The following is a 26539-nucleotide window of genomic DNA, read 5'->3' on the forward strand; positions in this document are numbered from 1 at the left end:
CGCGTCACGGTGTCGCCGCAGGCGTGGGTGCGGACGCGGGCTTCCGGACGGCGCAAGGAGCGAGGCGTGACGGTTGCGATGATCCTCGCCGCCGGACGCGGCGAGCGGATGCGCCCCTTGACCGACCGGCTGCCCAAGCCGCTGGTGCCGCTGGCGGGCCGCCCGTTGATCGAGCACGCGCTGGGCCGGCTGCTGGCCGCCGGGGTCCGCGACATCGTCATCAACCTCGGCTATCGCGGCGCGCAGATCCGCGAGCATCTCGGCGACGGCGCGGCCTGGGGCGCGCGCATCCGCTATTCCGAAGAGGGCGATCCGCCGCTGGAAACCGGTGGCGGCTTGTTGCATGCGTTGCCGCTGCTCGGCGCGGAGCCGTTCTTGGTCGTCAACGCCGATGTCTATGCCGAACTCGATCTGGCGCCGTTGGCAGCGCTGGCCCTTGCGCTGCCAGCGAATCGGCTGGCGCATCTGGTGCTGGTGCCCAACCCCGAGTTTCATCGTGGCGGCGACTTCGTGCTGGACGGTTATGCGATCGTCGAGCCGGCCGACCCCGCGGCGCCGCGGCTGACGTATTCGGGCATCGCCGTGCTGCGGCCGCAGCTGTTCGACGGCTGCACGCCCGGCCGGTTTCCGATGGCGCCGCTGTGGCGCGCTGCCGCCGCGCGCGGTCAGGTCGGCGGCCAGCGTTACGACGGACGCTGGTCCGACGTCGGCACGCCGCAGCGCTTGGCCGAACTGGAATCGCAGCTGCAGGCACCGCGCTGAGCCGGCGACCGGCGCGGCTTGCACAGCGCCGGTCGCGCTGACGACAATGCGGCGCCGCATGAACTTCCTCCGCCGCCACCGTTTGCTGCATGGCCTCGCGCTGCTGGCGATCCTCGCCCAGCTGCTGCTGCCGATGCGCCATGCCCTGGCGATGGCGCAGGCGGGCCACGACCCGTTGCAGATGGCGTTCTGCGGCCTGGCCTCGCCGGGTGCGCTGCAGCAGTTGCGCGACACCGCGCCGCCCGAGCTGGTGCAGGCGCTGGTGCGTGCCCGCACCGACAGCGCGGCCGCGCGTCTGGCGGTGCACGCGGCTTGCGACGACTGCGCTGGCATGTCCGCGCCGGGAACCGCCGCGCTGGGTGGCCATGTGCCGGCGTTGCAGTTGCTGGCAGCATCACCGGCCTTGCCGCGGGCCGAGCATCGGGTCGCCGTTGCGCACCGGCCCCATCTGACGCCGCCGTCGCGCGGCCCGCCGTCGATCGTCCTCATCAGCTGACCGACCCGCGCCGTCCGGCGCGGCTCTTCTGGCAGGCGGCCCGCAGGCGCGGCGCCGCGAGGTTCGACGATGTCCCACCAAGCAACAACGCCGCGCCGTTGGCCCGGCCGCCGTGCGATCTGGCGCTGGCATTTCTATGCCGGCCTGTTCTGCATCCCGTTCGTGATCTGGCTGGCGACGACCGGCTCGATCTACCTGTTCAAGCCGCAGATCGAAGCCTGGCTCGACCGCGATTACGACAGCCGGCCATTCGACGGCGCACGCGCGGCACCGTCGCGTCAGGTGCAAGCCGCGCTGGCGGCGCTGCCGGGCGCGGCGTTCGTTGCCTACGAACTGCCGCCGACGCCTGGGGCGGCGGCGCGCGTGCAGCTGCGCTACCAAGGCGAGCGCTATCGCGTGCTGCTCGATCCTGGCAGCGCCGCCGTGCTGCGCGTTCAAGCCGAAGACGAGCGACCGATGCGAGTGCTGTCCAGCTTGCACGGCAGTCTGCGGGCGGGGACACCCGGATCGCTGCTGGTGGAGTTGGCCGCGTCGTGGGCGATCGTGATGATCGTCAGCGGCCTGGTGCTGTGGTGGCCGCGGCAGGCGACCGGACTGGGCGGGGTGGTCTATCCGCGGCTGAGCCGAGGCGATGCTGGTGGACGGCGCTTCTGGCGCGACCTGCATGGTGTGATCGGCTTCTGGGTCAGCGCGCTGGCGCTGTTCCTGCTGCTGACCGGTCTGCCGTGGACCACGGTCTGGGGCGGCGGGCTGAGCGCGCTGCGTTCGGCCGCCGACCGGCTGGCACCGACGCCCGACTGGGTGATCGGCGCCGTCGACCCGCATGCCGCGCATCGTGCCGAGGCGGGCATCGTCGATGTCGCCGATGCTGACCCGCTGCCGGCACTGGATCGCGTCGTGGCCGCCGTCGAGCCGCTGCAACTGCCGGCGCCGGTGCTGGTGGCGCCGCCGAAGGCAGCCGAGCCCCGCGTCTGGTCGGTACGCGCCGAACCACAGAACCGGCCGCGCCGCGTCACGCTCAGCGTGGCCGGCGACAGCGGTCTGATTCTGAGCCGGCAGGACTTCGCGCAGCGTCCGCTGATCGACCGCATCGTCGGCACTGGTGTGGCGGCGCATGAAGGCCAGCTGTTCGGCGCATGGAACCAAGCGCTGGGCGTGTTCACCGCGTTGAGCCTGATCCTGCTGTGCGTCAGCGCCGTGGCGATGTGGTGGAAGCGCCGGCCGGCCCAGCAGCTGGGCGCGCCTGCGCCGATCGACGACGGACCGCTGCCGGCGTCGTTCGTCGCGCTGCTGGTCGGGCTGGGCCTGCTGCTGCCGATGCTGGGCCTGTCGCTGGTCGCCGTGCTGCTGACCGAGCGCACGGTGCTGAGGCGCTGGCCGGCGGCGCGCCGCTTCGTCGGCCTAGCGCCCGTTTCGAACCCAAAAAACATCTGATTGACCGACGGCATCCGCTGCGCCCGCGATCGTGGCGCCGGCTTGCCGCGTCGGTCCCAACCGAAATCGAATCCCATGAAAACATCTGTTTGTTCCGCTGCGAGCGGCGTGTTCGTCTTGCTGGCCAGTGGCAGCGCCGCTGCCCAGGTCGAGGTTGCCCAACTGGAAACCGTGTTGGTCGAAGGACGTCGGGCCGAGCCCGCCGAACCCGCCGACACGCCGGCCACGGCCGTACGCATTGACGCCGAGACGCTGGCGCAAACCACCAACCTGATCAACACTGAAGATGCGCTGAAGTACCTGCCGAGTTTGCTGGTCCGCAAGCGCTTCATCGGCGACACCAATGCCCCCGTGGCAACGCGGACGACCGGCATCAATGCCAGCGCCCGCAGCCTGATTTTTGCCGACGGTCTGCTGCTGTCGACCTTGGTCAACAACAACAACGGCAACGGCTCACCGCATTGGTTTCTGGTGCCGCCGGGCGCCATCGACCATATCGATGTGCTGTATGGCCCGTATTCGGCCGCCTATGCCGGCAACTCCTACGGCGCGGTGGTCGACATCACGACACGCGAGCCCGAGCAGTTCGAGGGCCAGATCAAGCTCAACGGCGCCTATCAGCGCTTTGATCAGTACGGTACCGACGACGCTTATCCTGCCTACGAGTTCAGCGCATCGGTCGGTGATCGCCGCGGTGCGCTGAGCTGGCGCGTCGGGCTGAACCATCTGGTCAGCGACAGTCAGCCCGTGATCTATCAGACGATTGCGCAGTCGACGACGGCGCCCGCTGATGGCGAGCCGGTGATCACGGGCGCATTCGCCGACCGCAACCGCGTCGATGCGCCGATTCAGGTGCTCGGTGCCGGCAACCTGACCCGCACGCAGCAGGACAGCTTGAGCACGCGCCTGGTTTATTCACTGACGCCGGCGCTGAAGCTGGCCTACAACGGCGCGATCTGGATCAACGATGCGACGACCCGGCCGGACAGCTACCTGTCGCTGGCCGACGGCAGCGAGTACCGCGGCGAGACGGCCGGCAGCAACGGTCGCGTCAACATCGGCGGCTTCAGCTACGCCGCCAGCGCATTGGCGCCGCTGTTCACCAACGGCCTGCTCGAACAGCAGCGGCTGACCCAGGCCCTGACGCTGAGTTACGGCGATCCAACCTGGGATTGGAGCGTGTCGGTCAGCGACTTCCAGTACCTGAAGGACGAGCAGCGCGTGTCGGCGCCCAGCTTCGGCAGCAACGGCTACCAAGCCTCGGCCGGTCGCATCGCCGATGCCGGCGATACCGGCTGGCGCACCGCTGATGCCCGCATCGGCTGGCGTCCGAACGGCGCGCATGCGCTCGGCGCCGGTCTCCACGCCGATCAGTACGAACTCGGCAGCCCGGTGTTCGATACGCGCGAGTGGGCCAGCGGCGCGCGCGGCGCGATCTTCAGCGATTCGCGTGGCAAGACGCGCACGCTCGCGGCTTGGTTGCAGGACCAATGGCGTTTTGCGCCGCAGTGGACGGCGACCGTCGGCGGCCGTTACGAACGCTGGAAGGCGTTCGACGGCTTCAATCGCAATCGCAGCGGCTCGGGTGGGACGTTCACGTACTTCGACGTCGATCAGCCGACCGTCGATCGCAGCGGCTTCTCGCCGAAGGCCACCGTCGCCTGGCAAACCACGCCGGCGCTGGAACTGAAGGCCTCGGTCGGACGCGCGTTGCGGTTCCCGACGGTGGGCGAGCTGTACCAGAACGTGGCCACCGGCACGACGTTCACGCAGGCCAATCCGGATCTGGCGCCCGAGGACGTGCTGGCCGCTGAACTGAGCGCCCACTGGCAGCGTGGCGACAACGACCTGCGCGCAACGGTGTTCCAAGAGACGGTCAAGGATCTGCTGGTGTCGCAGAACGCGCAGATCGGACCGTCGCAGACGTTCACCACCTCGTTCGTGCAGAACCTCGACAAGACGCGCCAGCGTGGCGTCGAACTGGTCGCTGCGCGGCAGAACGCGCTGATCACCGGGCTCGAACTCAACGCCAGCGCCACCTACGTCGACGCCGAGATCCTGCGTAACGACACTTACGTCGCGCCGGCCAATACGCCGGATGCGCGCTCCGTGGGTCAGCGCACGCCGTTCGTGCCGAAATGGCGGTTTACGGCGATGGCGGTCTATCGTCCCGACGATCGCTGGGCGCTGACGCTGGCCGGGCGCCATTCCACGCGCCAGTACGCCACCGTCGACAACAGCGACGTTCGTGCCGACACCTACATGGGCTTTGACGGTTACACGGTGATCGACACTCGTGTCAGCGTGCAGCTCGATGCGCATTGGCAGCTCGCTGCCGGCATCGACAACCTGAACAACGAGCGCTACTTCCTGTTCCATCCGTTCACGCAGCGCACGGCATTCGCCGAGGCCAGCTACCGCTTCTGAGCTGCGACCCGCATCAGGCAATAAAAAAGCCGCGGTCGCCGATCAGGCGACCGCGGCTTTGACTGCGTCGAGCGTAACCGCGATGCGCGCGGTTACGGCGCGATGTAGGCCAGGCGGTTCGGCGAGCCGGCGCCCGGATTGGTGACCAGGTTCGGCGTGGCCGTGCTGATCAGCGTGCTGGCGTTCTGCGCCGGCGTGGCGCCCGGGGTCACGCCGAGATAGCGCGCAACGATGCCGGCCACCAGCGGGGCAGCCATCGACGTGCCGCTCAGCGTCGACGTGCCGGTGTCGCTCTGGAAGCTCGCCGACACGACCTGGTCGCCCGGGGCAAACACGTCAAGGCAGGTGCCGAAGTTCGAGTACGAGGCGCGCGCGTCGGTGCGCGTGGTCGCGCCGACCGTGATCGCCGCCGGCACGCGGGCCGGCGACGAGCCGCAGGCATCGGCATTTTCGTTGCCGGCCGCCACGACGACGGTGACGCCGCTGTTGATCAGGTTGGTCACCGCGGTATCGAGCGCGGTCGACGCACCGCCGCCGAGGGACATGTTGGCCACGGCCGGCAGAATGCGATTGGCCGTCACCCAGTCAACGCCGGCGATGATCGTCGAGGTCGACGTCGAGTTGGCGCAGCCGAACACGCGCACCGGATGGATCAGCGACTTCTTGGCGATGCCGTAGCTGGTGCCCAGCGCCGTGCCGCCGACGTGCGTGCCGTGGCCGTTGCAGTCGCTGGTGTTGGTCGGGTCCGGCGTCGGGCAGCCAACGCCGAGCAGCGAGCACAGCAGGCTGCCGCTGCTATTGGGCGCAAAGTTGCGGCCGGCGCCGATGCGGCCGGCGAAGTCGACGTGAGTCGAGCGCAGGCCGGTATCGATGATGTAGACGTGGGCGCCGACGCCGGCGTTCGACGGATAGCTGTAGGTGCCCGACAGCGGCAGCGTGCGCTGGTCGGCGCGATCCAGGTTGTAGATGGCGTTGGTCTGCGTGTCGACCAGTTCGAGGAACTGGTCCTGCTCGATGTAGGCGACGCTGCGATGGTTGGCCAGCGCGCGGGCGGCGATTTCCGGCAGGCGCACGGCGAAGCCCTTAAGCGCGCGGTCATAGACCTGCAGCAGTTCACCGCCGCCAACGTTGCCGACCAGGCCCAGCGCGATGTTGCGGACCGGCGTGCGCGCTGCTTCGGGCTTGAGTACGACGATGTACTGGTCGGCAATGACGCGGTTGCCTTCCGGGACATTCAACGGGGCGCTCGTGGCGGCGCTCGCGACGGCCAGGCCGGCGAGCGCGATAGCGGCTTGGGCCGCGCGCTTGAAGATGGGGTTCACAGGGTTCTCCGCTGTTTGTGACCGTCTCGGTCGTTGTGGCATCGCCACCTTGCGACGCCTGCCCCGACTCTAGCCAAAGCCGGCGCCGACGAACAGATGGGTTTCCCTGGTCGAGCGGTCGCTCTGCCGGCTTGCGCTACTGGATACGCCGGACTTTGATCGACGTACGGTGACCGTCGAAATGCATCCAGTAGCTGCCGATGAAATTGCGCTCGATCGTCACCGCTGGATCGCGCAGGTCGAGCAGCAGTTCGCGTGAATCGAGGTACTGCCAGACCTGGCCGTTATCGAGCTTCAGTCGGCTGCCGCGGAACAAGCTGTCGACGGTGCCGACGACGCGCGCCTGCAACTGCTGCGGCGAGGCCGCCGTGATTTCTTTGCGGCGCAGCGCTTCGGCGCCGAAGTTGGCATCCGTTGCGGCTTCGTTCGCGGTCGCGGTCGCGGTCGCGGTAGTCGCAGCGGCTGCTTCAGTGGGCGCCGACGCCGTCGGCGCGGGTGCGGCCGTCGGCGGGACCGGCGCAGCGATGTCGACCGCTGCCGCGCTTGCGGCGGCGGGCGCCGAGACGACAGCCGGCGTCAGCGCGTCGTAGCAGGCCAGCCGCGCGGCAGCATCGCCGATCGAGCGGCAATGCTGCAGTTGCGCATCGGCCACGGCCGCAGCCGGCGCGGCCGCGCAGCCCAGGGCCGCGGCCACCATCCATCGAGCCCAGGTGCTGCTCACAGGACGTGCGACGCCTGTTGATCGGCGTGGTAGCTGGACCGCACCATCGGGCCGCTGGCCACATGCGAAAACCCCATCTTTTCGCCGAGCACGCGCAGGCGCTCGAACTCGTCGGGGTGTGCGTAGCGCATGACCGGGTGGTGGTGCTTGGACGGCGCCAGATACTGGCCCAGCGTCAGCATGTCGACCTTGTGTGCACGCAGGTCTTCCATCACCTGCTCGATCTCGCCGGGTTCTTCGCCCAGGCCCAGCATCAGGCCGGACTTGGTCGGCACATTCGGGTGAAAGCCCTTGAAGCGCTCTAGCAGATCCAGCGACCACTGATAGTCAGAGCCAGGCCGAGCTTGCTTGTACAGGCGCGGCACCGTTTCCAGGTTGTGGTTGAACACGTCCGGCGGCGTGTCCTTGAAGATCGTCAGCGCCGGGTCCATGCGGCCGCGGAAGTCGGGGACCAGCACTTCGATCGTCAGCTGCGGCGACAGCGCACGCGACTCGCGGATGCAAGCCGCAAAGTGCGCCGCACCGCCGTCGAGCAGGTCGTCGCGGTCGACGCTGGTGATGACCACGTACTTGAGCTTCAGCGCCGCGATGGTCCGCGCCAGATTGCCGGGTTCGTCGGTGTCCAGCGGCTTGGGGCGACCATGGCCGACGTCGCAGAACGGACAGCGACGCGTGCAGATGTCGCCCATGATCATGAAGGTCGCGGTGCCCTTGCCGAAGCATTCCGACAGATTCGGGCAGCTGGCTTCTTCGCAGACGGTATGCAGCTTCTGCTCGCGCAGGATGCCCTTGATCCGGTCGACTTCCTGGCTCTGGCCCAGGCGGACGCGGATCCATTCCGGCTTACGCAGCAGACCTTCGGCCGGGGCTTCGACCTTGACCGGAATGCGCGCCATCTTCTCGGCGCCGCGGAGTTTGACGCCCGCGACGACCGGGGCAGGGCGGGCGGGAGCGGGGGTTTCAGGAGGGACGGACATGGCAGCCGCGCAGATAGAAGCCAGCGCGCAGTTTACGCCGATGCCGCGGCCGGCTGCGGATTCAGGCGGCCGCGCGTGCCGGCTGGTTGCTGGCGGGCTGTGGCGTCGGCGGCAGCGGTTGCAGCACGGCGACGATCGCGTCGCGCGCCAGGCTCGCCAGCGCGTTGCGGTCCTGTGTGCCAGGCTCGATCGGCGGCAGATACTGCACTTCGACGTCGAGTCCCGGATTACGCAACATCGCCAGGATGTGCCACAGCAGCGTGTCATCGCCGACGTAGGGCGCGATGTTGCGGCCGTCGGCTGTACGGCCGTAGCGGATCGCCACGGGCTGCACCGGCAACTGCGCGTCGACCGCCGCTGCAAACAGCCGGGCATGGAACGGCAATACCGACTCACCGCTGGTGGTCGTGCCTTCGGGGAAGATCGTGACGCTGCCGCCGCGTTGCAGGAACGGCGTCAGGTGCTCCAGCAGCGGCCGGGTGCCACCACGGCCCCGGCGCAGATAGAACGTACCGGCTGCGGTTGCCAGTTGGCCGATGATCGGCCAGTGCCGGACTTCGGCCTTGGACACGAAGCGGGTCGGCTCGCAGGCGGCAATCAGCGAGATGTCCAGCCACGAGACATGGTTGGCAACGGTGACGTGGCCGCCGGTCACCGGTGCGCCGATGATGCGGATGCGCAAGCCGAAGATGCCGAACAGGCGCTGATTCCACCACTGCGTCAGCAATTCGGGGCGGACGCGCCCGGTGAACGGCAACAGCAGCATCACCACCAGGATCAGGCCCAGCAGCAAGTGGGCCGTCAGCCAGACACTGCGATAGGCGAATCGTCCTGCTGTCGCCAGCACGCTCAGGCCTGGACGCGCACGACCGTCGCGCTGGTCGCTGGCTGGATGCCGAGGAAATGGCGCGCGTAACGGGGGCAGATGTCGGAAACGTTCAGCAGCATGAACACGTCGGCGCAGTTGAAGTCCTGATCCCAGTATGCATCGCCGCAGGCCTTGGCGCCGAGGCTGACATAGGCCTTCAGCAGCGGCGGCATCCGCACCTTGTCCGGCGGCGCGATGTCGCTGGCCGGCAAGCTGTGGTACGGACGTACGCGCTGATAGCTCGGCGCCATGTACTTGGCCTGCACCTGGCGCAGGATCGCATGCGCCTGCGCGCCGCCATCTTCCAGGCCGATGCTGGCGCAGCCGAACAAGTAGTCGTAGCCATTGCGCGTGAAGAACGCCGCCAAGCCCTGCCACAGCGTGGCAATCACCGCACCGCTGCGGTAGTCGGCGTGGACGCAGGTGCGGCCCACTTCCATGACGCGGCCCGGCAGCGAGTCGATCATGCTCAGCTCGAACTCGCCGCTGGAGTAAAAACCACCGGCGCGTGCAGCGGCCTCGTCGGTCAGGATGCGCGTGCAGGCAACCAGCTTGCCGTCGGCGTCGCGAACGATCAGGTGCTGGCAGTGCGCGTCGTATTCGTCGCGGTCGACGCCGTCGGCGCCGCCGTCGATCTGCGCGCCCAGTTCGCCGGCAAAGATCTGGTACCGCAGCTTCTGGGTTTCGAGAATCGCCTGGGGCGTGGTGGCGAAGCTGGCCGTGAAGCGGGCTTCGGTCTTGGATTCGGCGGCGCTGGCAATGATCTGTGACATAGGGTCAGTCCTTTCGCAGTGCGCGAGACTCTATGGACGACAGGTTGAGCCGATGTGACTCCGGCGTGACGATTTGCTTACATTCGCGACGGTGCGCCGTCGTTCCGTGACGGCGCATGACAGCCTGCAGCAAACGCGCTACGGCGCTGGTGGGATCGCCCAGTCCGGATGCGATTGCGGCGACGCCCAGACGCGCTGGTGCAGCCGCGACAGCGAAATCGGATCCGACAGCAAGGTGTTGCGCTGGCGCTCGTCGAGTTGGTCGGGACCGCCGCTGAGCGCGGCTTCGACCAGGGCATCGCGCTGCTTGCGCGCGTCCGACGACAGCCGCAACCGCGGGATGCTGTCCGCCGCGAGCATTGCGTTCATCACCGGGTCGACGACGGCTTCGACGAAGCCTGCCTTCAGGCGACGGCCGCGGCGCAGCGCGAGGCGCATCCAACGCAGTTCACGCGGCGCCAGTGATTCTTCCGGGATCAGGAACATGCGAGCGGCGCGCAAGGCCCGGCCCGGACGCACTCGGGACGACAGCACCGACAGCGGGATCGCCAGCATCATCGACCCGACCACTGGCAGCAGCCACAACAGAAACTCCGGTTGCAGCCAATAGACGAAGCCGGCCCACACCAGGCCGAGCACGGTGCCGCCCCAATGCTGGGTGAATGCGTCGGCCCAATGCGTTTCGGCATCGTCGCGCGGCGGAGACTTCCAGGTGATGGCGACGCCCAGCAAGCCGAGCGTGACGAACTTGGCGTGGAACAGCATCCGGATCGGTGCCAGTGCGGCCGAAAACAGCGATTCGAGTACGACGCTGAAGAACAGCCGGATCGGCCCGCCGAAGCCGCGCCACTGACTCGGCTTGACGATCACCAGCAGCGCCGCCAGCAATTTGGGCAGCCACAACAGCGTGGCCGTGGCGCCGAACAAGCGCGCTGCCCATTCCGGATGCCACTCGGGCCAGTTCGGGAACAGCTGGTAGCTCTGCGTAAAGTAGACCGGCTCGCTGAGCACGTTGACGGCCAGCAGCGCCGTCGACAGCACCAGGAACAGGAACCACAACGGCGCGGACAAGTAGGCCATGACACCGGTCATGAACACCGCGCGGTGCGCCGGGTGCAGGCCCTGGGCCATGAACAGCCGGAAGTTCATCAGATTGCCCTGGCACCAGCGGCGGTCGCGCTTGAGTTCATCAAGCAGCGTCGGCGGCATTTCTTCCCAAGAACCGGGCAGGTCGTAGGCGATCCAGACGCTCCAGCCGGCGCGGCGCATCAGCGCCGCCTCGACGAAGTCATGGCTCAGGATCTCGCCCGACAGCGAGCCCTTGCCCGGCAGCTTGCTCAGCGCACAGTGCCGCATGAACGGCGCCACGCGCAGGATCGCGTTGTGGCCCCAGTAGTGGCTCTCACCGAGCTGCCAGAAGTGCAGGCCAGCCGTGAACAGCGGGCCGTAGACGCGGGTCGCGAACTGCTGGATGCGCGCGTACATCGTTTCGCGGCCCGAAGCCCAGGGCGCGGTCTGGATGATGCCGGCGCTCGGGTTGGCTTCCATCAGCTGGGTGAGCCGCACCAAGCAGTCGCCCGACATCACGCTGTCGGCGTCCAGCACGACCATGTAGTTGAAGCGGCTGCCCCAGCGCCGGCACCAGTCGGCGACGTTGCCGCTCTTGCGACGGATCCGGTGCGTGCGCCGCCGGTAATGGATGTGGCCGAAGCCGTTGACCTCGCGGCACATCGTCAGCCACGCATTGAGCTCGGCGACGCGCGTGTCGGAGTCGATCGAGTCCGACAGCACGAAGAACTCGAAATGTTTGAGCTTGCCGGTGCGCGCGATGCTGTCGTAGGTGGCGCGGACGCCGGCGAACACGCGCGCCACGTCCTCATTGAAGATCGGCACCAGGATCGCCGTCTTGCTGTCGGCGGCGATCGGGTGGTCGGCCGCGGTGTGCGCGTTGATCGAGTAGCGGTCACGACCCCACAGCAGCACCCAGAAGCCCATCAGTGCGGTCCAGAAGCCCGAGCCGACCCAGGCGAACAGGATCGCGTACAGCACCAGGATGATCATCTCCAGCCAATGGCTGCCGTGATAGGGCAGCACGGCGGTCATCAGGTACACGGCCAGATAGGTCTGGCCGATGACGAAGCCCAGCAGCACCAAGCGGCGCAGTGTGGCCGCCCAGCGCCAGCGTCCGACCGGATCGGGCGAGTCGGGCTTGACGTCTTCGTCCAGCCGCGACGCCAGCCGGCCGCGTTTGCCGAACGTGCTGCGCCACAGGCGCTGGACCGGATTGGTCGACCACGGACGCGGGCTCATGAACGCCCGGCTGATCGGCGGCATCGTGTGCAGCCGGGTGCGACCGTGGTTGTCGGTCTGGATGACCTTGCGCGTCTGCTCGTCGAGCCGACGGCTGTCTTCGGGCCAGATCTGATGCAGACGCTCGGGCATCGACTGCCAGGCCGGCGAGGGCGTATCCGCGGGCAGCGGTTGCGCCGACAGACCGGAATGGACCGTCGTCCAGGGGTCTTGAGCGCTCAGTGCAGCCTGAAGCAATTGCTGGCGCCGCTCGGCCGACAGGCGCAAGCGTTCGAGATAGGCCGCAACGCGGCCGGCCGGGGCCGATACAGGGACTTGGGGATCGTTCACGACGGTATTGTGCCGCAATGCAGCAGGTCGGTCTGCGCGTTGACGTGGCCGCCGCTTACGGCGGCAGGATGTAGCTCCAGGTCTCGGAGATCGCTTCCTGGTCGCGACGCAGGAAGGCGCGCATTTCGACCGGCTTTTCGGCATCGAGCCGGCGGAAGCGGAAGCTCAGTCGCCAGCCGCCGGTGGCCTCGTTCGGAAACACCTGGCGCTCGAGCAGCTCGCCGTTGTCCGACAGCCACAGGCCCGGGAACACCTTGTCGTCCTTGCCCAGGCCGGTCAGTGCCGGGCCTTGGAAGTCGACCATCATCCGGAACGTATTGTCCTGCTCGCGCTGCCAGCCGTGGCCGCGGCGCGACTGCGCCACCGCGCTGGTCGGGGGCGCGGTGATCTCGCTGCGCTGCCAGGCCACCGAGTAGCTGATGTCGACCGGCTTGCCGGGCGCCGCGGCCTCGTCGCGGACCCAGTAGGCCACGATGTTGTCGTTGGTTTCGTCCGGCGACGGAATCTGGACCAGTTCGACGCGGCCGGCGCCCCAGTTGCCCTTGGGCGTAACCCAGGTGCTGGGGCGCTTGTCGTAACGCGCTTCGAGGTCTTCGTAGCTGGCGAAGTTGCGATCACGCTGCATCAGGCCGAAGCCTTTCGGATTGGTCGTCGAAAAGCTGGTGACCAGCAGCCGGCGCGGGTTCGACAGCGGCCGCCAGATCCACTCGTCGCTGCCGGTATGCACCAGCAAGCCGTCGGAGTCGTGGACTTCCGGCCGGTAATCCTCGACGGCCGAGCGCTGGTTTTCGCCGAAGAAGAACATGCTGGTCAGCGGCGCGATGCCGAGCTTGTCGACTTTTTCGCGCAGGAACAGCCGGGCGTCGACGTCCATCAGCGTGGTCGTGCCGGGCTTGAGCTCGAAGCGGTAGGCGCCGGTGACGCGACGCGAGTCGAGCAGCGCGTAGATCACCAGATGGTCGTCCTTGGCCGACGGCCACGCCAGCCAGAACTCGGTGAAGTAAGGGAATTCCTCGCCCGACAACTGCGCGGTGTCGACCGCCAGACCGCGCGCCGATAAACCGTAACGCTGGTCCTTGCCCAGTGCGCGGAAGTAGCTGGCGCCCTGGAACACGAGCACTTCGTCCTTGTAGCCGGGGCCATTGACGTTGGCGTGGACGCGGAATCCGGCGAAACCGATGTCCTTGAACTTGGTCGGGTCCAGCTGTTTGTTGTTGCCGTAATCGAAGTCGGCCGGGTTGAACGGCACCGGCTGGGCGCCGCCCGTGCCGATCAGGTTGATCCGGACCGGCACGTTGTAGACGCCGCCCGGGTGGAAGAACTGCACTTCGAACGGCAGCTTGCGGCTGCGCCACAGTGCCTTGTCCGGCTTGAACCGAATGTCGCGGACCTGGTCGTAACCCAGGTCGGCAAGGTCGCGCGGCAGCGCGGCGTCGGGTTTCTTGTAGGGCGTGCCGGCCAGGTCCTGAGCGCGCTTGGCGACGTCCTCGAAACCGAAGGCGAAAGCAGGCAGCACACTGAGGGCCAGCAGGCATGCGAACAAGCGGCCCGCGGCGGCAGGCGTCCGAAGCGACATTGATGAGTCCAGAAAAAAGCCAGAGTGATGAATAGTCTACGGGGATCGAGCTGAACGAGAAATGCGGACGGTGCGCATTGCCGGATCAGCCGCGCAAGCGGTCGCGCACCTGTTGCAGCGCGCGCAGGCAGGCCAGCCGCTGGTCCGCATTCAAATCGGCAAACGCCTCGTCACGGACGGCGCGAACCAGCGGCAGGATCGTGCGGATCAGTTCGCAGGCCGATGCCGTCAGCACGATGTGGCGGATGCGACGGTCGCCAGCGATCGGCCGTCGTTCGATCCACTGCTTGCGCTCGAGCCTGTCCAGCAGCCGCACCAGCGTGGGCGCTTCGATGTCGAGTTGGCGCGCCAGCTCGATTTGCGTCAGCGGCTGGCCAGCGCGGTGCAGTACCAGCAACGGTCGCCACTGCGCCTGCGACAGGCCCAAGGGTTCGAGGCGGCGGTCGACAGCCGCCCGCATCATCCGGTTGAGATCGCGCATTAGCACGGCCAGCTCTTCTTCGACGCTGCCGTCGTTGAGCGGGTCGGGACAGCCGGTGGCGACGCCAGCGTTCAAATCGGTCATCATGTCGAAAGGTTAGCATGCTATCGATTAGCATCTAACCAATCGCCGCCGGCGGTATCCGCCCGTCATGCCCGGATCGCGGGCTCAAGCCAAGGATTGCGATGCGCCTGTCTCGTCCCCTTCATCACACCACCGTGTTGTCGGTGCTCTGCGCACTGGCCGTCGGCGCTTGCTCCAAGGCGTCCGCTCCTCCGCCACCCCCGCCGGTGCCGGTGACGCTGGCCACGGTGACGCCGCGCGCGGCTACGGTGACGATCGACTACGTCGGTGAGATCGACGCGATCAACACCGTCGAGATCCGGCCGCGGGTCGGCGGCTTGCTCGAAAAGCAGGCGGCGCTTGAAGGCGAACGGGTCAAGCGCGGACAAGTGCTGTTCCGGATCGATGCCCAGCCCTACGTTGCCGCGCTGGCCAACGCCAAAGCCGCGTTGGCGCAAGCCCAAGCCACGCTGGACCAAGCGCAGCGCGATCTGACGCGCGTGCAGCCGCTGTCGGAGATCAACGCCGTCAGCCAGCAGGAATACGACGCGGTGGTGACGCGCACCAACGCCGGCAAGGCAGCCGTCGAAGCCGCTCGCGCTGGCGTGCAGACCGCGCAGCTGAATCTGGACTACACCAATGTCAGTTCGCCGATCGACGGGCTGGTCGGCCGCGCGCAGTTCCGCACCGGCGGTCTGGTGACCGCCTACACCTCGCTGCTGACCACCGTCTACGACACGACGACGATGTACGTAAATTTCAGTATCAGCGAACAACGGATGCTGGAGTTGCAGCGCCAGTGGGGCGGACGCGAACCGTCCGGCAAGTCGGCGTCGCAGTTCCGTATCGTGCTCGCTGACGGCTCGGAGTATCCGCAGCCGGCGCGGCTCAACTTGATTGATGCTGCGGTTGATCGCACCACCGGCACGCTGCCGGTGCGGCTCGAAGTACCCAACCCCGACGGCACGCTGCGCGCCGGGCAGTTTGCGCGCGTCGTGGTGGCGGCGCAGAACCTGCCCGATGCGATCCTGGTGCCGCAGAAAGCCGTGCAGGAACTGCAGGGCAAGACCTACGTCTGGAAGGCCGATGCCGACGGCAAGGCGGTGTCGCAGGACGTGCGCATGGGTGCGCGGATCGGCAGTGACTGGCTGGTGCAGGACGGCTTGAAGGCCGGCGACCGCATCGTCGTCGACGGCTTCGGCAAGGTACGTCCCGGCGTGATTCTCAGCGACGCGCCGCCGACAGCGCCCGCTGCCTCAAAGAGCTAGCGCGATGGTCAACTTCTTCATCGACCGGCCGATCTTCGCCACGGTGCTGTCGATCATCATCACGCTGGCCGGCGCGATCGCGCTGAGCCAGTTGCCGATCGCCCGCTTTCCGCCGATCACGCCGCCGTCGGTCGTCGTGTCGGCGAGCTTTCCGGGCGCCGATGCAAGCACGGTCGAAGCCTCGGTGGCCGCGCCGATCGAGCAGCAGGTCAACGGCGTGCGCAACATGCTGTACATGAACAGCAAGAGCGCCAACGACGGCAGCTATTCGCTGAACATCACGTTCGACATCGGCACCGATCAGGATCTGGCCGCCGTCGACGTCCAGAATCGGCTGTCGATCGCGCAGCGCCAGCTGCCAACCGACGTGACGCGGGCCGGCGTCAGCGTGTTCAAACGCCAGCCGCAAGTGCTGATGATCACCGCGCTGCGTGCCAGCGATCCGCGCTACGACTATTTGTTCTTGTCGAACTACGCCACGCTGAACGTCTACGACGCGCTGGCGCGGATTCCCGGCGTGGGGCAGGTGGTGGTGCTTGGCGCTCGCGACTACGGCATGCGCGTCTGGCTCGACCCCGACCGCATGGCGCGACTCGGCATCACCACGCAGGACATCAACGCCGCGCTGACCGAACAGAACGTGGTCGCGCCCGCCGGCGCGATCGGCGCTGAGCCGATCCCGAAAGGGCAGCAGAAGCAGTATTCGGTGCGCGTCCAGGGCCGCCTGTCCAATCCCGCCGAGTACGAGAACATCGTGCTGCGCTCGCGCAGCGACGGCTCGGTGGTGCATCTGAAGGATGTCGCGCGGATCGAACTCGGTGCCACGGACTATGGTCGCTCGTCGCTGCTCAACGGCACGCCGGTGGCGATGATCGCGGTCTATCAGTTGCCCGATGCCAATGCGCTGGATGTGGCGCGGCGCGTGCGCGCGGCGATGGCCGATCTGTCGAAGACCTTCCCACAGGGCATCGACTACGTCGTGCCGTTCGACACCACGCTGTTCGTCACCGAGTCGGTGCGCGAAGTCCAGCACACCTTCGTCGAAGCCGTGCTGCTGGTGCTGCTGGTCGTGTTCGTGTTCCTCGAAAACTGGAGGGCCACGCTGATCCCGATGCTGGCCGTGCCGGTGTCATTGATCGGCACGTTCTCGGTATTCGTCGCGCTCGGGTTTTCGATCAACACGCTGACGCTGTTCGCGTTGGTGCTGGCGATCGGCCTGGTCGTCGATGACGCGATCGTCGTCGTCGAAGCGGTCACCGAGAAAATGGTCGAGCACAAGATGCCGGCGCGAGAGGCCACGCGAGCGGCGATGAAGGACGTCACCGGCCCGGTGATCGCGATCGCCCTGGTGCTGTCGGCGGTGTTCATCCCGGTGGCATTTCTGCCGGGCCTCACCGGCCAGTTCTACCGGCAGTTCGCACTGACGCTGTCGGTGTCGGTGTTGCTGTCGGCCCTGGTGGCGCTGACGTTCACACCAGCGCTATGCGCGCTGCTGCTCAAGCCGCCGCCGGAGCAGCCGTCACGCAGCCCGCTCGGCCGATTCTTCGGTGCGTTCAATCGCGGCTTCGCCCGCGTCACGCAGCGCTACAGCCGCAGCGTGCGTTTTGCGATCCGCCGTTCGGTGATTGCGCTGACCGTGTTCGCTGCGCTGACGCTGGCCGCGCTATGGCTGCTGATGGCGCGCCCGACCGGCTTCCTGCCCGACGAGGATCAAGGTTATCTGATCATGGCGGTCAATCTGCCGCCGGCCGCAACGCAGCAGCGCACGCAAGCCGTTGTCGAGCAAGCGCGGCAGATCATCAGCGCTCAGCAGGAGACGCTGAACATGGTGTCGCTGGTCAGCTTCAATCTGCTGACCGGCGTCAATTCCGCAAACAACGCGACGATCTTCGTCACGCTCAAGCCCTGGTCCGAGCGCAGCGGCCCGGATCAGTCGTCGACCGCGCTGGTCAAGCGACTCAGCGGCGCGCTGTCGCAGATCCAGGACGCGAACTTCATCGTGCTCAATCCGCCGTCGATTCCCGGTATCGGGGCGGCGGGCGGGTTCGAGTTCGTGCTCGAAGATCGATCCGGCGGCGACATCCGCAACTTCAACAGCGTGCTGCAACAGTTTCTCGGCGATGCGGCGAAGCGGCCGGAGCTGACGCGCGTGTTCTCCCAGTACAACGCCAACTCGCCGCAGATCGAATATGTGATCGACCGCGAGCGCGCCAAGACGCTCGGCATTCCGCTGTCGGACATCTTCGGTTCGCTGCAGACCTTCCTCGGCGGCAGCTACGTCAACGACTTCAATCTGTACGGACGCACGTTCCGCGTCACGGCACAGGCCGAAGGCGAGTTCCGCGCAACGCCTGAGGCGGTCAATCATCTGTACGTGCGATCCAGCACTGGGCATATGGTGCCGTTGTCGACGCTGGTATCGATCAAGACCAACAGCACCTCCGAGTACATCGAGCGCTACAACGTATTCCGCGCGGCCACGATCAACGGCTCGGCGGCGCCCGGTTACAGCTCGGGCGAGGCGGTCGCGGTGATGGAGCAACTGGCGCAAACGCTGCCCGCCGGCTTCACATTCGACTGGACCGGCGTGACCTATCAAGAGAAGAAATCCGGCGGGCAGGCGCCGTACATCTTTGGCTTGGCGCTGCTGTTCGTATTTCTGGTACTGGCCGCGCAGTACGAAAGCTGGGCGGTGCCGTTCGCGGTATTGCTCGGCATTCCGTTCGCGGTGTTCGGCGCCTACCTCGGGCTCACGGTACGCGGCATGGCCAACGACATCTACGCGCAGATCGGCTTGGTGATGCTGATCGGCTTGGCGGCCAAGAACGCGATCCTGATCGTCGAGTTCGCCAAGCTGGCTCACGAACGCGGCATGCCGCTGGTCGAGGCTGCGATCGAAGGCTCGCGACTGCGCTTGCGGCCGATCCTGATGACCTCGCTGGCCTTCATCCTCGGTACCTTGCCGTTGGTGATCGCCACCGGCGCCGGCGCCGGTGCGCGCCAGGTGCTCGGTACCGCCGTGGTGTTCGGTATGCTGGCCGCCACTCTGATCGGCATCTTCATCACGCCTGTGTTCTACGTCTTGATCCAAGGGCTCAGCGAACGAATGCGACGTCGCCCGCGCGGTCCGTCTCTGGGCACCGATAGCGGGAGCGTCGCATGAGACGACTGACCCTGATGGCCGCCGCGGCGCTGCTGTCGGCGTGTGCGCTGGGCCCCGACTATCAGCGTCCGGATCTGCGACTGCCGGCGCAGTTCCGTCTCGACACCAGCGGCTCAACCGACTCGCTCGGTGATAGCGGCTGGTGGCAGGTCTATCGTGATCCGACGTTGGCCGAATTGATCGCACGCGCGCTGCAGAACAACCTCGACGTGCGCATCGCGGCGGCTCGGGTCGATCAGGCTCGTGCCAGCCTGCAGGCGACCGGACTGCAATTGCTGCCGCAGTTGTCGGCCGGCGCCAGTCTTGGCGAGCAACGCGTGTCGACGTTCAGCGCGCCGCTGCCCGATCGTCGCTTCGAGCGCAGTTCGCTGTCGGCCGATCTTTCCTGGGAGCTGGATTTCTGGGGCCGTATCCGCCGCACTCGCGAAGCGGCCCGCGCCGACCTGCTGGCGTCGGACGCGTCGCGCCAGGCGGTCAAGGTGTCGCTGGTCGCCGCCGTCGCCACGCAATACTTCACGCTGCTGGCGCTGGACCAGCAGCTGGACATCACCCGCGCCACCTTGGAGCTGCGCAAGGCTTTCGTCGACCTGACGCAGGCGCAGTTCGAGCGCGGCACCGTCAGCGGCCTGGACGTGGCCACCGCGCAAGCGCAGCTGGCCACGGCACAGGCCAACGTACCGACGCTGGAGCGTCGCATCGCGCAGACCGAAAACCAGCTGAGCCTGTTGCTCGGTGGCGATCCTGCAGCGGTTGCGCGACCGCCACACGAGCTGGCGTCGCAGCCGGTGTCGCCGTCGCTGCCGCCCGGGCTGCCGTCGTCGCTGCTGGAGCGCCGTCCCGACCTGCGCCAAGCCGAGCAGGCGCTGGTGGCGGCCAATGCCCGTGTCGGCGTCGCCAAGGCGGCGCTGTTTCCGACGATCTCGCTGACCGGGTCCTACGGCAGCCTGTCCAACGAGATGTCGCAGTTGTTCACCAGTCCGGCCGAGAACTGGTCGATCGGCGTCAATCTGCTGCAGCCGCTGCTCGATGCCGATCGCAACCGTTATCAGGTCGACTTTGCTGATGCCGGCCGCCGCGTCGCGCTGCTCGGCTACGAGCGCAGCGTGCGCACCGCGTTCCGCGAAGTCGCCGATGCGCTGGTCGGGCGCCAGAAAACGGCGGAATACGAGGCGGCACAGGCCGCGCTGGTTAGCGCCCAGAACGACGCGCATGAGATCGCGTTGGCGCGCTACAAGGTCGGCTATTCGTCGTACTTCGACGTGATCAACGCCGACCGCGATCTGTTCGCCGCCAAGCTGACGCTGACCCAGGCGCGGCTCGACACGCTGCTCGCCAGCGTGCAGCTGTATCAGGCGCTCGGTGGTGGGTGGCAGGCCGCGCCGCCGCCGGCTGCTGCAACCGGCGGCTGACGCCACAGCAGAAGCGGCGCGCTTACTCGGTCAGCCGCTGTTCGCTTTCTTTGGCCGCAGCCACTTCATCGGCGTGGAACGGGAAGCGCAGCCACTGCTTCTGCGCGTAGGCCTCGGTGAAATCGCGGTAGTGCGGATTGGCCGGATCGGTCGACTGCGAATAGGTGACGAAGCCTTCGGCGCGCACGCGCGCGCTGCTGCCGCTGCCTTCCCACGTCACGGTCTGGATATAGCTGTTGCCGAAGTCCACCGGATAGCCTTCGCGGCCGATCGGCCCGCTGGTGCTGGCGATCGTGAACGCGCCTTCGAAGCCTTCGCCGCCGATCACCGGAATCGGCTCGCCGTTGGGACGGCGGCTGACACCGGAGTGCTGGATCTGGCCCATCGGCGTATCGAGCGCGATGCCGGCTGCGTTCACCGCCGCGATGCCGTCACTGAATGCGCTGCGCACTTGCGGCGAGGCGGTGTTCAAGTCGCGCGGCGTATTGACCGGGTCGTCCAGGTCGAACGGCGTGTTCCATAGCGCGGTGGCCGACGCGGCGTTGCGGAAGAATTCGCGCCACAGATGCCCGCCAACCGAGTCGACGTTGTCGGCCCGGTCCCATTGCGCCAGCACCGCACAGGCGGCCGCTTGCGTGCCGCCAGCGCACAGGTCGGCGACGACCGCGTCGCGCGCCAGTTCCGCGCTGTAGATCTGGCTCGACAGCACGGTCTGCTGCAGCGTCGGCAGGTCGAATGTGCGGCCGGGCCGACCATCACTGCCGTCGAGCCGGCGCAGCACCTGCAGCAGGCCCAGCCGCGTGCGCAAGCTGCGTTCGGTGCCCTCGTCGCCGATGATCCGGGCAAAGCCGGTGATCGGCGCGGCAGGGTTGGTCAGCCAATAGCTGTCGTTGGAGTTGTGGACGAAGTCGTCGCGCTCCAGCGTCGGCAGATTGCCGGGGCCGAAGATGCCGGGTGCCGGCGCGTCGGCGTCGGTGTCCCACTGGCATTGCGCGCGATTGCCATACAGCAGCGGCAGGCCCGGCACCAACGCGCCGACCAGCGTGCCGGTGATCGGCGGCTTGCAGGCGGCGACCTTGGCATCGGGCACATTGGGCACGACGGTGACGTCGCCGTAGTACGCGCGTCCGTCCGGTCCCGAGGCGACCGTATTGACCCACGGCGTGCCGAGGATGCTTTTGTGCAGGCTTTTGAATTCGTCGAGGCTGGTAGCCAGATTCCAGCGGTAGAACTGGTCGATCAGCCGGGTGTTTTCGTAGTTGGCGTCGCGCATCGTGAAGCCGGTGGTCGTCGTCCAGCCCAGTACCGGCACGCCTGCCGCGCTGATTTCGAGCATCGGCCCGTACTGCGTTCGATACAGCGTGCGCGTCTGCGTGCTCAGGCTGCCGTCGGCTTCGGCCACCTGGATCGATAGCGGTACGGCCTCCATGTCCTTGAGCTGGCCTTCGTAGAAGTACTGCGTCGGCTTGAGCGGGTTCAGCGCCAGTTGGTACAGCGTGAATCGGTAGGCGGTCGATACCGTATGGCTCCACGCCAGCTTGTCGTTGAAGCCGATCAGCGCCAGCGGCACGCCGTACAGGCCGACGCCCATGATGTCGAGCCGCCCCGGTATCGTCAGATGCGCCAGATACAAGCGCTCGGTGCCGGTCCACGGAAAGTGCGGATTGCCGAATACGATCGGTTGGCCGGTGGCGCTGGCCTGCTTGCCGAGCGCGTACATATTGCTGCCGAAGCGGTGCTCGCGCAGCCGCGCGAACGGTTCGGCGTCCGGCGACAGCCGCGCCAGCGCGGCGTTGTTCAGCGCATCTTGCGCAGTGCCGCGCGCCGCGCTGGCCGTCGGCGGAATCAGCGGCGGCTGAGCCGTGGCGATTTCGGTGGTCAGCGCACTGCCGCTGGCGATCACCGCCAGCCGCAGGAACCGCCGGTACATGTCGTCCTCGGTGATGTTCTGCAGCCAGGGCTTGCCGGCACAGGCAACGTGCCGGCCTGGGTGCTGGCCGGCCTTCAGTTCACCGATGTAGCGATTGAAGCCGGCGACGTAGCCGCGCGAAGCCTGCTGCACCTCGGGCGCGGCGCCGGCCTTGAAGCGCGCAACGGCCGTGTTGTCGGCCAGCAGTTTCCAGAAGAAGTCACTGTCGACGTTGTTCGCCGTGACCGGCACGGCTGGAATCGAATAGGAACCGTCGCGACCGAAGTAACGCGCGCGCTCGCCGCGTACCGTCACGTAGTCGTCGAGCATCGTACAAAGATTGTCTTCGGCAAAAGCGTAGCCGTAGCCGTAGCCGAGGCTGCCGAAATCACGCGCGTTGATATGCGGAATGCCGAAGCGGGTACGCACCACGGTGACATCGTAGGTGCCGCTGCTGCCGCCCGGGTTGCCGCCGCCGGTGCTGCGGTTGTCGTCGCTACCGCCGCCGCCGCAAGCGGCGACCAGCAGCGCCAGGGCCAGCACCGGGCCGAGTCGATGGGCTTGCATGTCGTCCTCCGTCACCTGTTCGGGGCGCAGGTCATGGCCTGCGCATCGGTGACGACGCTAGCGGACGACCGCGGCCGGCGCTACGTCCGTTCGGGTGGATCGGCGATGCGTCTACTGCGCTTCGGCGCCCGGCGGGTCCAGCGGGTCGGCGTAGGTTTCGGCGAGGTTCGGCTGGGCGCCGACCAGGCTTTCGTACAGCGGCCGCATCTTGTTGACCAGCAGGCAGAACAGGTCGGCGGTACGTTCAGCGTCGTAGATCGCCGAATGGGCTTCACGCGTGTCGTACGGCAAGCCGGCCGCCACCAGCGCCTTGGCCAATACCGTCTGGCCGAGCATCGCGCCGGCGATCGACACCGTGTCGAATGCCGAAAACGGGTGGAACGGGCTGCGCTTGATCGCGGTGCGCGCGATTGCCGCGTTCAGGAAGCCGAGGTCGAAATGCGCGTTGTGGCCGACCAGGATCGCCCGCGTGCAGCCTTGTTCGGACACCGCTTGGCGGATCGGCTTGAAAATGTGTGCCAGCGCCTCGGGTTCCTTGCGCGCCAGCCGCAGCGGGTTGTCGACCTTGATGCCGTTGACCTCCATCGACGCCCGCTCAAGGTTGGCACCCGGAAAGGGCTCGACGTGCGAGAACACGGTCTGCTTGGGCACCAGATTGCCGGCCTCGTCCACGCCCAGGATCACGGCGGCGACTTCGAGCAGGGCGTCGGTCTGGTTGTTGAAGCCACCGGTTTCGACGTCGACGACCACGGGCAAGAAGCCGCGAAAGCGGTGACCGACACGCGGGGGTTTTACGGGTGAATCCATGCGAGAGGGAAGCTGCTGGCCGGCTTTGCGCCGCGGATTGGCACTATACCGGCTGCCCGGCGAGCCCGCATCGCGGAGCGCCACACTATAATCGCGCCCCCGGCACCCGGCCGGTTCCCTTTCTGACGCCCTGACGCTGCCATGACCAAACCCCGCAAAGTCGCGCTCGCCTATTCCGGCGGGCTGGATACCTCCGTCATCCTGAAGTGGCTGCAGGACACCTACGGCTGCGAGGTGGTGACGTTTACCGCCGACATCGGTCAGGGCGAGGAGCTCGACCACGTCCGCCCGAAGGCGCAGCAGTTGGGCGTCAAGGAAATCTTCATCGACGACCTGCGCGAAGAGTTCGTCCGCGACTTCGTGTTCCCGATGTTCCGCGCCAACGCCGTGTACGAGGGCGAATACCTGCTCGGCACCTCGATCGCGCGCCCGTTGATCGCCAAGCGCCTGGTCGAGATCGCCCGCCAGACCGGCTGCGACACGATCAGCCACGGCGCGACCGGCAAGGGCAACGACCAGGTGCGCTTCGAACTCGGCGCCTACGCGCTGTGGCCTGAAGTCAACGTGATCGCGCCGTGGCGCGAATGGGACCTGAACTCGCGCGAAAAGCTGCTGGAATACGCGGCCAAGCACCAGATCCCGATCACCAAGAAGAAGGACGGCGGCTCGCCTTATTCGATGGACGCCAACGCGCTGCACATCAGCTACGAGGGCGGCGGCCTGGAAGATCCGTGGTGGACGCCGGACGACAGCATCTGGCGTCTGACCACCAACCCGGAAGACGCGCCGGCCGAAGCGGAGTACATCACCATCGAGTTCGAGCGCGGCGACGCGGTCGCGGTCAACGGCGTGAAGATGACGCCGTTCGAAGTGCTCGATGCACTGAACAAGCTCGGCGGCAAGCACGGCATCGGCCGGCTCGATCTGGTCGAAAACCGCTACGTCGGCATCAAGAGCCGCGGCTGCTACGAAACGCCCGGCGGCACGGTGCTGCTGAAGGCGCACCGCGCGATCGAATCACTGTGCCTGGATCGTGAGCAGGCGCATCTGAAGGACGAGATGATGCCGCGCTACGCCAAGCTGATTTACAACGGCTACTGGTTCAGTCCGGAGCGCCGCATGCTGCAGGCGCTGATCGACGACACCCAGACCCGCGTCAACGGCGAAGTGCGGCTGAAGCTGTACAAGGGCGCCGTCTACAACGCCGGCCGTCGCAGCAAGGACACGCTGTTTGACGCCACGCTGTCGACGTTCGAAGACGACCGCGGCGCCTACAACCAGAAGGACGCCGAAGGCTTCATTCGCCTGAACGGCCTGCGCCTGCGTACCGGCGCCAAGCGCGACCGGCAGTAGTCGCGCTGCGACCGGGGCGCCCTGCGGCGCTCCGGTCATCGTGGTGATTCAGCGCTGGCCGGTGACGGCCAGCCTCGGCCCGCCGAGCTGACCGAGAATCGCCTCGCGCCGCCGCTCGGCCGACTCGCGCCACAGCGCAAAGCTGCGCTGCTGCGTGGCGTAGTCGGCCCTGACGCTACGAAAGCGCTCTGGGTCCGGGCTCATCGATTCCATTTGCTTGAGCAGGAACGCCGAAACGCGCAGTCGCTGCAGGCGCTCCTCGATCTGCTGGTCGATCCGCTCCAACTCGTATTGTTGCGACGCGCCTTCCGGCAGGCGTCCGTTGTGGTCCCAGGCCGGCAGCTCATCGCCCATCGCCGCGTAGTCGGCGGCCGTCAGTTCATAGGCGGCGCTGACATGGGCGACCAAGTACAGCAGCAGCCCCGGCAGGGTGCGCAGTAGCGGGCGGATGATCATGGGCAACTCGGAGCGGCTGACGGATGAGTCGATCCACAGTGCGCGCTCGAGGCCGGCGCGGCCATGGTCAAAATCTCCCGATCCGGCACCTGAGGGTGCCGGCGGCTGATTAGCGCAGACCGACGGTCGCCGCCTTACGGCGGTGCACCGGCCAGCGCTTCGGCTAAGGCCGATTGCAAGGCTGCCCACGCTTCGTGGTCAGGCGCAGCCACGTCGAAGTGGCCGACGTCGAGCAACCGCGTTTGCGAGCGATCGCCGGCATGCCGCGCAGCCTGGACAAAGCGCTCGACCGAATCAGCCGACACGATCGGATCGCGTTGCCCCTGGATCAGCCACTGCGGCACCCCCAGCGGCAGCAGCGCGCGCGGTGAGGTCTGCGCGTAGCGCAGCGGCACCGTGTCCGGCGTGCCGCCGAGCAGCGGGTCGACCGAAGCGTGGCAGGAGTCGGGTGGGCCGATCCGGTATTCGGCCAAATCGGTGATCGCCGCCAGGCCGACGACGCCGCGCACCGGCAGCGGCGCTGGACCTCGAAGCTCGCTGTCGGCGGCGAGGCGCGGGCGCGCGGCCAGCCATAGCGCCAGCTGCCCGCCCGCCGAATGCCCCACGGTGACGATCCGGCCCAGGTCCAGCGGCTGGGTCGCCGCGATGTCGCGCAGCGCGTCGAGCGCGAGGCCAACGTCGGTGAATGTCTGCGGCCAGCCGCCGCCCGAGGCGCCGAGGCGGCGATACTCGATCGTCCAGCTGGCATAGCCCTGCGTCGCCAGCGCGTCGCCGAGGTGGGTCATGTAGCGGTAGTCGAAGTCGCTGAGCCAGCAGCCGCCGTGGATCAGCACGACCACCGGATGGGGACCGGTGCTGGCCGGCAGTCGCAGTTCGCCGAACTGCTCGGGCCCGTCGCCGTAAGCGATGCGCAGTCCGGACGGAGGCAGTGGCCGCGCCGATAGTTCGGTCCAGGTCAGCATCGCAGCAGGGTCCTTGTTTGCCATGGGAACCGGGTCGGAATGATGGCGAGCGGGCGACGCGCAGGCGCTGATCGCGAGCAAGGCCAGCCACAGCGTCTTGCGCAT

The 26539-nt window shown here is 67.3% G+C and carries 20 protein-coding genes; 8 read left to right on the forward strand and 12 right to left on the reverse strand.

Going from position 1 to position 26539, the window contains the following annotated elements:
• Nucleotides 1–78: 78 nt before the first annotated feature.
• The 4 genes from murU (at nucleotide 79) to BUB09_RS09065 (ending at nucleotide 5119) form a co-directional block, all read left to right on the forward strand.
• Complete coding sequence (murU, locus tag BUB09_RS09050; protein WP_072897417.1) at nucleotides 79–762, forward strand: N-acetylmuramate alpha-1-phosphate uridylyltransferase MurU; 684 nt, start codon at nucleotides 79–81, stop codon at nucleotides 760–762.
• A 58-nt stretch (nucleotides 763–820) separates the two neighbouring features.
• Nucleotides 821–1258: a hypothetical protein gene (locus BUB09_RS09055; protein ID WP_072896866.1), complete on the forward strand. Its 438-nt coding sequence runs from the start codon at nucleotides 821–823 to the stop codon at nucleotides 1256–1258.
• 69 nt (nucleotides 1259–1327) lie between these two features.
• Nucleotides 1328–2692 carry a PepSY-associated TM helix domain-containing protein gene (locus tag BUB09_RS09060; protein WP_072896868.1) on the forward strand — a complete coding sequence of 455 codons (1365 nt, stop codon included), beginning with the start codon at nucleotides 1328–1330 and terminating at the stop codon, nucleotides 2690–2692.
• A gap of 75 nt (nucleotides 2693–2767) precedes the next feature.
• Nucleotides 2768–5119, forward strand: coding sequence for a TonB-dependent receptor (locus BUB09_RS09065; RefSeq protein ID WP_072897419.1), 2352 nt, complete (start codon nucleotides 2768–2770; stop codon nucleotides 5117–5119).
• A gap of 92 nt (nucleotides 5120–5211) precedes the next feature.
• On the opposite strand, the gene BUB09_RS09070 is transcribed toward BUB09_RS09065, so the two are convergent.
• From BUB09_RS09070 to BUB09_RS09110, 8 genes are all read right to left on the reverse strand, one after another.
• Nucleotides 5212–6441, reverse strand: coding sequence for a S8 family peptidase (locus tag BUB09_RS09070; RefSeq protein WP_245793216.1), 1230 nt, complete (start codon nucleotides 6439–6441; stop codon nucleotides 5212–5214).
• A 136-nt stretch (nucleotides 6442–6577) separates the two neighbouring features.
• Nucleotides 6578–7162 carry a hypothetical protein gene (locus tag BUB09_RS17205; RefSeq protein WP_175550154.1) on the reverse strand — a complete coding sequence of 195 codons (585 nt, stop codon included), beginning with the start codon at nucleotides 7160–7162 and terminating at the stop codon, nucleotides 6578–6580.
• The gene (gene lipA / locus BUB09_RS09085) at nucleotides 7159–8139 is read right to left on the reverse strand and encodes a lipoyl synthase (protein ID WP_072896873.1); all 981 of its coding nucleotides are present in this window, start codon (nucleotides 8137–8139) and stop codon (nucleotides 7159–7161) included. The genes BUB09_RS17205 and lipA overlap by 4 nt, the downstream gene beginning before the upstream one ends.
• 61 nt (nucleotides 8140–8200) lie before the next feature.
• Nucleotides 8201–8986, reverse strand: coding sequence for a lysophospholipid acyltransferase family protein (locus BUB09_RS09090; RefSeq protein ID WP_084083296.1), 786 nt, complete (start codon nucleotides 8984–8986; stop codon nucleotides 8201–8203).
• A 2-nt stretch (nucleotides 8987–8988) separates the two neighbouring features.
• Entirely contained in the window at nucleotides 8989–9780 is a 792-nt protein-coding gene (locus BUB09_RS09095) for a GNAT family N-acetyltransferase (protein ID WP_072896875.1), read from the reverse strand.
• Nucleotides 9781–9918: 138 nt separating this feature from the next.
• A complete protein-coding gene (gene mdoH, locus BUB09_RS09100) occupies nucleotides 9919–12420 on the reverse strand; it encodes a glucans biosynthesis glucosyltransferase MdoH (protein WP_072897424.1) in 2502 nt (833 codons plus the stop codon).
• A 55-nt stretch (nucleotides 12421–12475) separates the two neighbouring features.
• Complete coding sequence (locus BUB09_RS09105) at nucleotides 12476–13996, reverse strand: glucan biosynthesis protein G (protein ID WP_072896876.1); 1521 nt, start codon at nucleotides 13994–13996, stop codon at nucleotides 12476–12478.
• Between the two features lie 85 nt (nucleotides 13997–14081).
• Entirely contained in the window at nucleotides 14082–14561 is a 480-nt protein-coding gene (locus tag BUB09_RS09110) for a MarR family winged helix-turn-helix transcriptional regulator (protein ID WP_175550155.1), read from the reverse strand.
• Between the two features lie 101 nt (nucleotides 14562–14662).
• Here BUB09_RS09110 and BUB09_RS09115 point away from each other — a divergent pair, with 101 nt between their 5' ends.
• From BUB09_RS09115 to BUB09_RS09125, 3 genes are read left to right on the forward strand one after another with little or no spacing between them, the layout of a single operon-like run.
• Nucleotides 14663–15808 (forward strand): efflux RND transporter periplasmic adaptor subunit, encoded by a 1146-nt coding sequence (locus tag BUB09_RS09115; RefSeq protein ID WP_084083298.1) that lies wholly within the window; start codon nucleotides 14663–14665, stop codon nucleotides 15806–15808.
• Nucleotides 15809–15812: 4 nt separating this feature from the next.
• Entirely contained in the window at nucleotides 15813–18971 is a 3159-nt protein-coding gene (locus BUB09_RS09120; protein ID WP_072896880.1) for an efflux RND transporter permease subunit, read from the forward strand.
• Entirely contained in the window at nucleotides 18968–20380 is a 1413-nt protein-coding gene (locus tag BUB09_RS09125; RefSeq protein ID WP_072896882.1) for an efflux transporter outer membrane subunit, read from the forward strand. The genes BUB09_RS09120 and BUB09_RS09125 overlap by 4 nt, the downstream gene beginning before the upstream one ends.
• A 22-nt stretch (nucleotides 20381–20402) precedes the next feature.
• Here the strand turns inward: BUB09_RS09125 and BUB09_RS09130 are convergent, their stop codons facing one another.
• Nucleotides 20403–22856 carry a penicillin acylase family protein gene (locus tag BUB09_RS09130; protein ID WP_072897428.1) on the reverse strand — a complete coding sequence of 818 codons (2454 nt, stop codon included), beginning with the start codon at nucleotides 22854–22856 and terminating at the stop codon, nucleotides 20403–20405.
• 111 nt (nucleotides 22857–22967) lie between these two features.
• Nucleotides 22968–23663 carry a ribonuclease T gene (rnt, locus tag BUB09_RS09135; protein ID WP_084083300.1) on the reverse strand — a complete coding sequence of 232 codons (696 nt, stop codon included), beginning with the start codon at nucleotides 23661–23663 and terminating at the stop codon, nucleotides 22968–22970.
• A gap of 141 nt (nucleotides 23664–23804) precedes the next feature.
• Here rnt and BUB09_RS09140 point away from each other — a divergent pair, with 141 nt between their 5' ends.
• Complete coding sequence (locus BUB09_RS09140) at nucleotides 23805–25016, forward strand: argininosuccinate synthase (RefSeq protein ID WP_072896883.1); 1212 nt, start codon at nucleotides 23805–23807, stop codon at nucleotides 25014–25016.
• A gap of 48 nt (nucleotides 25017–25064) precedes the next feature.
• Here the strand turns inward: BUB09_RS09140 and BUB09_RS09145 are convergent, their stop codons facing one another.
• A complete protein-coding gene (locus BUB09_RS09145; protein WP_072896885.1) occupies nucleotides 25065–25472 on the reverse strand; it encodes a hypothetical protein in 408 nt (135 codons plus the stop codon).
• Between the two features lie 134 nt (nucleotides 25473–25606).
• Nucleotides 25607–26539 carry an alpha/beta hydrolase family protein gene (locus BUB09_RS09150; protein WP_217650276.1) on the reverse strand — a complete coding sequence of 311 codons (933 nt, stop codon included), beginning with the start codon at nucleotides 26537–26539 and terminating at the stop codon, nucleotides 25607–25609.

It is taken from the genome of Hydrocarboniphaga daqingensis (genome assembly GCF_900129825.1).
In the GTDB taxonomy this organism is placed as follows: domain Bacteria; phylum Pseudomonadota; class Gammaproteobacteria; order Nevskiales; family Nevskiaceae; genus Hydrocarboniphaga; species Hydrocarboniphaga daqingensis.